This is a genomic window from bacterium (assembly GCA_040753555.1).
GTDB lineage: Bacteria > UBA9089 > UBA9088 > UBA9088 > UBA9088 > JBFLYE01.
Genome location: JBFMDZ010000071.1, coordinates 1 through 11028 on the forward strand (window position 1 = coordinate 1; position 11028 = coordinate 11028).

Sequence of the window (11028 nt, forward strand, 5' to 3'; positions counted from 1 at the left end):
TTTTGATGGTATTTAACAAAAAAATCTATAAAGGAAAAAAGAGATTATCTTTTTGTGATGTGTTTTTGATATAATATATCCTGTTTAGAGGTAATTCTGGACAAAGGTAGCGAAATATAGGAATTTAAAGGAAGGTTTATAGATTATGGCTCTCCCTATATTTTAGAAATTCTAAAGGGCTATGCTTTACAAGCAATATTCTTTCATTTAACAGGCTTTCCCTTTTGTGAAGATAAAGATTGTAGGCTTTATAATAGCCATTGGCAAGAGGAGATGATAAATGCCCAAATTACATCAGGAAAACTTTGTGAAAAACATAAAAACTTCATTATTTAGCTCTTTTAAAATTCATTTTTCCTTTTATCACTGCCAGCATTAAAACTATTCACCTCCATTGCTTTCCTCTGATTGGATGAACATATTCTATATATTAAGCTTAAAAGGATAAACTCTCTTGAACCTGGACTATAGGATTTTAGTTTAAGGTCGCAATCGGCAAGGCTAGAAAATATAAAGCATCCCTCCTCTTTTGAAAATAGCCTTGCTTGATTAGAGATCTTTCTATATTGCCAATCCTTCATTGCCTCATCCCTTATCCCATCCTTTATTGAAAATATCTCCCTTAGTCTCTTTTCCATCATAAATAAAATACGATTACAAGAATCGCCATAAGAGAGAAGGTCATTACAAATAGACAAAGCAGACATTTTTCTTTCTCCTATTGCATCAAGGAGAAAAAATATGTTTTTGCTTTCTCCTTTGGAAAGAATGGGAAAAATATCACAATCAGAAATTTCTTTCTTGGAACAATAGAGGGTTATTTTTTCAATCTCTCCCATAAGAAATGATGTATCTTCGCCTATGGTTTCAAGCATAAGGTCAATGGCAGATGCTTTAATTATTCTTCCATTTTCTCTAAACCTTTCCCTTATCCAAAATTTAAGATTATTAAAATGTAGCTTTGGAAAGTTTACAACGGGGATGGAATAAGAGCTATCTACCTTCTTAAGAGAGATGATAATAGTAATAGATAGACTTGGATTTTTGATGTATTTTGCTATAAGCTCTCTTTGTTTTATAGAGGGCTCTTTTAGGACAACAACCTTGCTTTCTCCAAACATATCGTTTGAAAGAACCTCCCTTAAATTCTTTTCATCATCAAGGACAACAAGGTTTGCTTTTCTTTTATCTTTTATCCTAAAAATTGCATCCCTTTTAAGGTTATCTTCCTCTCCAACAAACAAATATCCAGAGGCAATCTTTTCCTTATTTATATCCTTTAATAAATCTTCGTAGCTCATTAGAAATACGCCTTCCTACCCTTACACAAAGCCTCAATTTTTCCTTTTCTTCATCCTCTGAATATATTATTGCCTCAGATAGCCTTTTCTTTAGAATTAAATTATTTTGAAAAAATAGCTCAAACTCAATATCCATCCTTAATCTATATTCTATTATTTCCTTTTTTTCTGTCCAGGCAACTGGTGTTTTTTTATAATCTACAATCCTTCCAGAAAGGCTTAAATCTACCTTTTCTCTATCTTCTATCTTAAGATGCCCATCCTTCATTATTTCGTCCGTAATTGCCAAATTAAGCACCTCAGAAAGTCCGTATTCCTTTGTTTCATTATAAAAAAGAAAGACAAAAATTGTTTTTTCCTCTATTTTTGGAGGGGCGGCACAGCCAATAAACAGACAACAGACAACAGACAACAGACAGTTCAGACGATTCAGGCAGTTCAAACAAACAGACGGTTCGGACTTATCTATCCTCTGTCTTCTGTCCTCTGTCCTATCGTCCATTTTCAAGCCTTTTTATAAGGTATTCTGGAAGCCCTTCGTTTCTCATAAACTTCTGGGTTCTTTTTATATTATAAGGGATACGAAAGAGTCTAAATTCTTTGTTATTAAGAATTCCAAAGCTTGCCTTTGGAATATAATCCCTTGGTTGACCAACAGAACCAGGGTTTATTATGCTTCTTTTTTTAAGTGGAATTACCTCATCCTCCATAATCCTCTTTCCCTGGATGTTATTATTTTCAACAAAGAAAAATGAGGGAACATGTGTATGGCCAATAAATAGAATCTCATCATTTAATAATACAAGGCTCTCTGCTGCCTCCCTCTCTTTAAATATATACTCATCTGTATAATTCCTTAAAGAGCCATGAACAAAGACAAAATTGTTTTGTTTTTCCCTTAAGGGAAGGGAAGAAAGCCACTCCTTATTTTCCAATGTAAGGTTTTGCTGTGTCCATTCAATAGCCTCCCTTGCATATGGATTGAACCAGTTTATATCCTTTTTTCCAACAGCCGCGATATCATGGTTTCCAGCAATGACAATGGGATTAAGCTTCCTTATATACTCGCAACACTCATTTGGACAGGGTCCATATCCAACAATATCACCTAATACAACAATTTTATCAACATCAGAAAGGTGCGGAATAACAGCATAAAGGGCTTCAAGGTTTCCATGAATATCTGAAATTATTCCATATTGCATTATACAATAATAACATTTTTCTTGCAAAAAATCAAAAAGTTATTAACGGGCAAACCATGTACATCCTGACACACCCTTATCTCCCTATTGTAATATCCCTTAATCTTGTTCATTCCATCAAAATACAACTCAATAACTTCTTCATAACTTCTTTATAAAAACCTATTCTTCCAAAACAAACTAAATTCACGACAGTCGTGGCAGTATGTGCCTGGGTAGTTCCGACTACGGAACAAGAACAAGAACCTCTTCAAGGCGAGAAAAGGAAATTGCTGGTTTCACAAATACCTTTCTAAATAACCCACTTTTTTTAGAAGAAATATTATCTACATAGCCAATGAGGATATCATCTGGTATAAATTCATCTTGAACAGTAAGAACAGATTCTTTCTGTCTAACAGGTATTTTGTTTTCTATAAATTTAAGCTCCATCTTGTCTTTCTGTCCTTCTAAAAGCCCCTTTTCCCTTGTTACTTTAAGCCTTACAGGAAGAAAAAACTCCGGGTCTGTTATAAGAAGGACAAGGGATGATAGCGGAAAAACATCAATTACCCTTCCTATAAAAACCTCCTTCTCTTTAAAAAGGCAAACAACAGAGAAGCCCTTTTTTATTCCATCTTTTAATCCCCTATCAATAATAATTGTTGAAGATATAGCAGAGGAAGAAAAACCCAATGTATTGGCTATAATTGGTTTAAAATTTGTTTTTTCTTTAAAATTAAGAATTTCGCGAAGCCTTTTGTTTTCTTGTAAAATTTCATCTTGTTTTGCATATTTAAAAGTAAGCAAAACAATTTCTCTCTTTAATTCCTCCTTTTCTTTTGTAAGCCTTATATTATCCTTTACAGCTTCGTTAAAATGGGAAGAAGCCCCCCTTATTTTTCCACCAAGTAGCTCTATAGGAATGATAACCCTACGAAAAGAATCCCTTAATTTCTCGGGATTTATGATAATAATAAGAAAAGATAGGGCAATAGGAATAAAGACCCTTACTTTGAGGAAAGCCTTGATACCCATTGTAGACTAGCCCTTTTCTTTGCCATTTTGATATTTTTCAGCTCATCAAGGTATTTTCCAGTTCCAATGGCTACACATTTGGTTGAATCTTCTGCAATAACAACAGGAAGAGAGGTTTCCTCAGAGATTAGTTTATTAAGGCCATTAAGAAGAGAACCTCCCCCTGCCATTGTTATACCCTTATCAACAATATCAGATGAAAGCTCAGGTGGTGTTTCCTCCAGGGCAGACTTTATAACATCAATAATAAAGCTTATGGGCTCCTTTAATGCCTCCCGTATCTTATCCGATGAAATTCTTAATGTCCTTGGAAGCCCTGTATTTGCATCCCTTCCCTTTACTTCCATTATGCTCTCCTCAGCAAGTGGATATGCAGAACCAATCTTTATCTTTATCTCCTCTGCTGTTCTATCTCCTATTAAAAGATTATAATGCTTCCTTATATATTGAACAATTGCCTCATCCATTTCATTCCCTGCAATGCGGATAGACTTAGAAACAACCATCCCTCCAAGGGAGATAACAGCAACCTCTGTTGTTCCTCCACCAATATCAACAATCATATGGCCTGTTGGTTCTTGAACAGGGATATTTGCACCAATAGCTGCTGCCATAGGCTCTTCAATTAAATAAACCTCAGAGGCTCCAGCCTGCTCTGCTGCTTCAATAACAGCCCTCCTTTCAACCTCTGTTATTCCAGATGGAACACCAATAACAATCCTTGGTTTAAATGGCAAAAGTGTCTTCTTTTTATTAGCCTTCTGGATAAAGTATCTAATCATATCCTGCGTTATCTCAAAATCTGCAATAACACCATCCCTTAATGGCTGAATGGCAACAATATTAGCAGGTGTTCTTCCAAGCATCCTTTTTGCATCATTTCCTACAGCAAGAATATCCCTTGTCTCCCTATTTATTGCAACCACAGATGGCTCTGCTAAAACAATTCCCTCTCCCTTTAAATAAACAAGGGTTGTGGCTGTTCCCAAATCCATTCCCATATCATTTGAGAAAAAAGCGAGAATCTTTTTAAACATTAGCTAAATTATAAAGGAAAAAAAAGAGGTTTGTCTATTAAATCTTTATAAAAACAAAAAATCCTGCAACTTCCTACTCTCCCACACCGTCACCAGTGTAGTACCATCGGCTCCAAGGGGCTTAACTTTCCGTATTCGGAATGAGAACGGGTGTTTCCCCCTCGACATTGTCACAGGATATTTTCTTTCGCTTCGCTCAAGAATTGTAAATTGCAAATTGAAAATTGCAAATTGAAAGTAAAAAATATTTTAAAATTTAAAATTTACAATTTAAAATTTATAATCTTTAGAAGGATAATCTATGGTAGCACGGAAAAAAGACACACGACTTATTAGTACGGCTTGGCTTTTAAGTTTTTCAAAAAAGGAATTTGTAGCAAGCCACTCTTTCCCTCTCATCCAAACCTAAATTTTTAACGAATTACTTCGCTTCCACCTACCGCCTATCAACCAGATAATCTCTCTGGAGTCTTCAGGAGGATAGAAGGAAATCTCTCTACATTAACTTGTAAATAAGCAAGCTCATTTACTCATTAAGGCTTTGATCTTTCCCTCCAGAGCTACGGGAGATCTCATCTTGAGGTGTGCTTCCCACTTAGATGCTTTCAGCGGTTATCACTTCCAAACATAGCTACCCAACCTATGCCCTTGGCAGGACAATTGGTACACTAGAGGTTTGTCCGTTCCGGTCCTCTCGTACTAGGAACAGCTCCTCTTCAAATCTCCTACGCCCACAGCAGATAGGGACCGAACTGTCTCACGACGTTCTAAACCCAGCTCACGTACCGCTTTAATCGGCGAACAGACGAACCCTTGGGACCTGCTCCAGCCCCAGGATGCGATGAGCCGACATCGAGGTGCCAAACCTTGCCGTCGATATGGACTCTTGGGCAAGATAAGCCTGTTATCCCCGGAGTACCTTTTATCCGATGAGCGACGGCCTTTCCACAAAGAACCGCCGGATCATTAAGCCCGACTTTCGTCTCTGCTTGAGGTGTCCCTCTCGCAGTCAAGCTCCCTTATGCCTTTATACTCTTCGTGTGATTGCCAAACACACTGAGGGAACCTTTGGACTCCTCCGTTACTTTTTAGGAGGAAACCGCCCCAGTTAAACTGCCCACCAGGCATTGTTCCTCTCCCTGATTCAAGGGAGTAGGTTAGAATCTGAATGTGGTAAGGGTGGTATTTCAACGATGGCTCCACAAGAGCTAGCGCCCCTGCTTCAAAGCCTCCCACCTATCCTACACATAACACACCCAAATTCAATGCCAAGATACAGTAAAGGTTCACGGGGTCTTTCCGTCCCGCTGCGGGTAACTTGCATCTTCGCAAGTACTACAATTTCGCCGAGTCCCTGGTTGAGACAGCACCCAAGTCGTTACGCCATTCGTGCGGGTCGGAACTTACCCGACAAGGAATTTCGCTCTATTCTGTTACTTTAAGACCATTGATGCAATGGCGGGCTAAATATTTCTATTAGCCTCTCCATATCGCTATGGAGTACGGACTATATCTTATCCTAATTCATTAGGATCTTGGCGTATAGTCTCTGAGGAAACTAAAATTCTACTAGATTTTTTGCGGTTCATTTCTTGAGATAATGATGCTATTTCTTTAATTCCATCTATTGTTAAATGCTTATTTTTCTTCATCATTTCCATTACTTGTTTAAATATCTCAAAATCATTTTTCTTTGCTGTTTGTAATGGATTTTCTATAAAAAATGGAATAATTTTTTCTCTCAAATCCTTTAGCGACCTCACACAATATCGGTAAAGATTTTCTTTGTGATTGTCATATCGTCTATTTACATAGATATTTCCACATCCAAAGAAATCCTTTATCTTTCTAAGGACAGCTAAACTTTTCTCTCCTTGTGTAACTACAAATTCAGGAAAAATTTGCCATCCGCATTTTGTGTGGGGCGACTTGTGGATAGATATAGAAAAACATCCTTCTCCATCAATGAACCCAACAATCCATCCCATAAATTTTAGTCTTTCCTGCTGGTTGTCTGCACCCATATATTTTCACTTCCTGATGTATTGTATATTACCTATCCAAAAACATCAAGTAGTAATATGGGATACTCAGAGTTTCCAGCATATAGCCAAGTTTTACTAAGGCTATTTTTAACCTTAGGACCGTTATAGTTACGGCCGCCGTTTACTGGGGCTTCAATTCAAGGCTTCACCCCTTCTTGCGAAAGGGCTGACCTCTCCTCTTAACCTTCCAGCACCGGGCAGGCGTCAGGCCCTATACATCGTCTTATGACTTAGCAGAGCCCTGTGTTTTTATTAAACAGTCGCTTGGGCCATTTCACTGCGGCCACAGCAAACAGAAAAAGCAAGCTCTTTCTGCCCACTATGGCACCCCTTCTCCCGAGGTTACGGGGTTATTTTGCCGAGTTCCTTAACCAGGGTTGTCTCGAGCACCTTAGTATGCTCTACTTGTCTACCTGTGTCGGTTTGTGGTACAGACACCCTTAATCTCCCAAAAAAGCTTTTCTTGACGGCATGGGATTGGCTACTTCTCCAATTGGCTTTCGCCGCTAGATCCCCATCAGCCTTCAGCAGCTTATGCTGCCTTTAGCCTTAAACGAGTACAACCAAAAACTCGCATAGCCTACCCTTCCGTGTCACTCTCTTGCTCAATAATCAAAGGTGGTACAGGAATTTTAACCTGTCTTCCATCGCCTACGCCTTTCGGCCTCGGCTTAGGGTCTGACTTACCCTGAGCAGATTAGCTTTACTCAAGGAAACCTTAGACTTTCGGCGGAGGAGTTTCTCACTCCTCTGATCGCTACTCATGCTGACATAATCACTTCCACATTGTCCAGCGCTCCTTTCGGTACGCCTTCATCCTTGTGTGGAACGCTCCTCTACCATATAAAAGTCTAAAGGGTCTTGGAGTCCAAGGGTCTTGGAGTCAATTGACTCTTTGACTCTCTAACTCCTGACTCTCTGACTCTATATATCCATAGCTTCGGTAGCAGGCTTAGCCCCGTTGGATTATCGGCGCAAAGCCACTCGAACAGTGAGCTGTTACGCTTTCTTTAAATGATGGCTGCTTCTAAGCCAACATCCTGATTGTCTTTGCAACTTAACATCCTTTCCCACTTAGCCTGCATTAGGGACCTTAGCTGATGGTCTGGGTTGTTCCCCTTTAGACAACGAGGCTTATCCCCCACTGTCTCACTCCCAGGATAAAAATTATGGCATTCGGAGTTTGATTGGGTTTGGTAACCCTCTCGGGCCCCTAGTCCATTCAGTGCTCTACCACCATAATTCATTACCTGAGGCTGCACCTAAATGCATTTCGAGGAGAACCAGCTATCACCCGGTTTGTTTAGCCTTTCACTCCTATCCACAGCTCATCCGAGCAGTTTTCCACCTACACCGGTTCGGGCCTTCACAGGAGATTAGTCCTGCTTCACCCTGGCCATGGATAGATCACCGGGCTTCGGGTCTACTAAATGCTACTCTGTCGCCCTTTTAAGACTCGCTTTCGCTACGGCTTTAGGGCTTATACCCTTTAACCTTGCAACACTTAGTAACTCGCCAGCTCATTATTCAAAAGGCACGCCATTAGGCATTCCAGTGGTCAAGAAAGACGCCGGTTTTAAGGAATAGACTTAAAGGAAGAAAACTTGCGTTTTCCTTCCCAATATCTATTACGCTTAAAAACCTTTGTCTTTCCCACCTAACCTGGCATAGCCCTCTGACAGCTTGTAGGTACACAGTTTCAGGTACTATTTCACTCTGCTTTCGCAGTACTTTTCACCTTTCCCTCACGGTACTTGTTCACTATCGGTTGAAAGAGATATTTAGCCTTAGGAGGTGGTCCTCCTAGATTCAGACAGGATTTCCCGTGTCCCGTCCTACTTAGGAAACAAGGAAGAAAGTCTATTTATTTTATCTACAGGGCTTTCACCTTCTTTGGCTCTCTTTCCAGAAAATTCGGCTTGTAAATAGATTTTTAACTTTCTTGGTTAAACCTATCTTTAACCCCTCTTGTTCCTACAACCCCGACTATGCAACGCAATAGGGCTTATAAACATAGTTGGTTTAGGCTCTTTTGATTTCGCTCGCCACTACTTTCAAAATCGCTTTTGCTTTCTTTTCCTCAGGCTACTTGAGATGTTTCACTTGGCCTTGTCTTCCTCCATACCCTATGGATTCAGATATGGATACTTAGGTATTACCCTAAGTGGGTTTTCCCATTCGGAGATCTTGGGATTTCAGGTTGCTAGACACCTCCCCCAAGCTTATCGCAGCCAGCCACGTCCTTCATCGCTCTTCTTTAACCTAGGCATTCACTGTATACCCTTATTATCTTACCCGTGCTACCACAGATTACCCTTTCTTCACTTTTCAAAGAACAATTTTTAGTTTCTAAAAAAATTATAATATAATTTAATGCTCTTGTCAAGAGTTTTTTTGTAAAAATGGAATATGCTTTTTACCCTTATTTTACAACCATTGACTTTATGGCAAAGAAATCATCTGCCTTTAATTTATAAAAGTATAATCCATTGGATACATTTTGTAAAGCATTATTTTTTAAGTCCCAAAAGATAGCACTTCCTTCCTTTGCCTGGGTATAGGAGCCTTTGTTCCTTTGGCCTACATTTATTGTCCTTATTTTTTGGCCTAGGATATTAAAGATACCAACCTCTACATTGGCATCCTTTGCTAGATTAAATGGAATCCAGACGCCATCCTTCGCTGGGTTTGGAAAGGATGGGAAAAGCTCTGAGGATAAAATTGCCTCTATAGACAGATCTTTTGTTTCAAAGCTTAAGGAATGGTTTAAGGAATCCCTTAAAATGGCTTCCGCTATTACAATCTTTAATGGCGGCTTATTTATTTTAAATTTTATCTTAAGCAAACATCCATCTTTATTTGCTCCTTCCTTTAGGCTTAATACCTGAACCTTTAATAACCCTTTATCTAGCATAAAGTATCCCTTTGGATTTGAAAGGAGATTTCCCTCTTTTACCTCTAATATCTCTATTCTTTCGGGATCAAATTTGATGGCAATCTCTGCTCCCATAAGATTATTTGGATTGTTCACAAGGATTTCACTTTCAATGATATCTTCGGGAAGAGCATATGCTTGAGCTGGATTAAAAGAAAGAATAAGAGGAAGATTTTGTTTCTCCTCCCTCTTTGCTTCTTTTTCTTTTACAAGCAACATTACCTCTGCCATAAGCTCATCAAAGAAAGGGAGAGAATCTATGGGATTAAGCCCGAATGCGTTTCTTTCAAAGATGGAGTATATCTTGGATTCCTTAGCTTGTAAAATAGATTTTGTCTTTTTATCCTCTATCTTGATTGAATCTATATACCAACCCTCATAGTTGTTTAAAATATGATCTATTGAATCAAAGAAGAATTTTAGCTTTATCTTTTTCTTGCAATAAGGGGTAAGGTCTACTTGATAGCCTATCCATTGCCTCATTGTTCCATATACTTGGGATATTTGTGTCCAGTTTGTGTAGCTAGAGTCCTCGGTTGAGAGATAGACAATCTTTCTATCCCAATAGGTTGATGAATCCTCTGTCTCATACCAACTCTTAAATGAAAGGGAGGCATTATTGCAATTTCTAAGGTCAATTATCGGGCTTATTGCACCTCCATATGTTCTTCCCACATTATAATCTGTCCCATTGTTGTAGACGATACTGAATTTTGGCGTATCTTGTCTTTTATCGCTGATATGCCAGAGGCCATCTAAAGCCCATCCTTCTGTGTTCCCATCGTCAAAATCCTCTTTATAAATATAAGGAGATTCTTTTACCTCTACATCATCGATATACCATCCCTCATAGTTGTTATAGAGGCTATCTACAGTATCAAAGGAGAATCTAATCTTTATCTTTTTACCATAATAGGAGGAAAGGTCTAAGCTCTCCTGATGCCAATCTGAGTAAGAAAGGCTTTTGCAATCATTGTAAAATATCTGATTCCAGGAAGTTCCATTAAAAACCTCTACCTTCATATTATCATAGGAACCCCAAGGATAGGATTCGTGTTGCCAATATGTCCAAAATGAGAGTATTGGATTAGAGAAAGAGGAAAGGTCAATCTCGGGAGAGATAATATACCCTGAGTTTCTTCCGATATTATAGTTTATTCCATTGTTATAAGCAAAGCTGTATGGTCCAGAATGAGACCTTTTTGTCTCTAGGTGCCAGAGGCCAGTTGTCTGCCAGTCATTAGCGCTACCGTCATCGAAGTTGTCGAAGAAGCCTCCTTTATTTTTGACCTCTACAGTAACCCTTTGAATATTTGTATCCTCTCCATCGGTAGCGGTAAGCTTGAGGGTATATGTCCCATCGGTTAATTTTGTTGTATCCCAAGTACCCAATATTCCATTGTCTATTGAGCTACTAGAGGTTATAATTGTATTCCATTTGCTTGGATTTTCTCCCTCTCCATATTCTAGGGTATATGAGGAAAGCTT

At 38.8% G+C, this 11028-nt stretch carries 6 protein-coding genes, 2 rRNA genes and 1 pseudogene; 1 reads left to right on the plus strand and 8 read right to left on the minus strand.

All coding sequences use genetic code 11. The features are described from left to right. The first annotated feature begins 132 nt into the window (after nt 1-132). Nucleotides 133-336: pseudogene (locus AB1630_07005) on the plus strand (DUF6775 family putative metallopeptidase). A 5-nt stretch (nt 337-341) separates the two neighbouring features. Here AB1630_07005 and holA read toward each other — a convergent pair. From holA to AB1630_07045, 8 genes are all read right to left on the minus strand, one after another. Continuing rightward, a complete protein-coding gene (holA, locus tag AB1630_07010) occupies nt 342-1301 on the minus strand; it encodes a DNA polymerase III subunit delta (GenBank protein MEW6103544.1) in 960 nt (319 codons plus the stop codon). Continuing rightward, nucleotides 1267-1803 (minus strand): LptE family protein, encoded by a 537-nt coding sequence (locus AB1630_07015; protein ID MEW6103545.1) that lies wholly within the window; start codon nt 1801-1803, stop codon nt 1267-1269. The genes holA and AB1630_07015 overlap by 35 nt, the downstream gene beginning before the upstream one ends. Further along, complete coding sequence (locus tag AB1630_07020) at nt 1793-2506, minus strand: metallophosphoesterase family protein (protein ID MEW6103546.1); 714 nt, start codon at nt 2504-2506, stop codon at nt 1793-1795. The genes AB1630_07015 and AB1630_07020 overlap by 11 nt, the downstream gene beginning before the upstream one ends. 225 nt (nt 2507-2731) lie before the next feature. Beyond that, complete coding sequence (gene mreC, locus AB1630_07025; protein ID MEW6103547.1) at nt 2732-3523, minus strand: rod shape-determining protein MreC; 792 nt, start codon at nt 3521-3523, stop codon at nt 2732-2734. Continuing rightward, nucleotides 3496-4560 carry a rod shape-determining protein gene (locus tag AB1630_07030; GenBank protein ID MEW6103548.1) on the minus strand — a complete coding sequence of 355 codons (1065 nt, stop codon included), beginning with the start codon at nt 4558-4560 and terminating at the stop codon, nt 3496-3498. Before AB1630_07030 ends, mreC begins: the two co-directional genes overlap by 28 nt. Before the next feature lie 60 nt (nt 4561-4620). Continuing rightward, a 5S ribosomal RNA gene (gene rrf / locus AB1630_07035) occupies nt 4621-4738 on the minus strand. Between the two features lie 194 nt (nt 4739-4932). Beyond that, nucleotides 4933-8902: ribosomal RNA gene (locus tag AB1630_07040) — 23S ribosomal RNA — on the minus strand. Nucleotides 8903-9027: 125 nt separating this feature from the next. Continuing rightward, nucleotides 9028-11028, minus strand: a 2001-nt coding sequence (locus AB1630_07045; protein ID MEW6103549.1) for a T9SS type A sorting domain-containing protein, incomplete at its 5' end; no start/stop codon positions are given.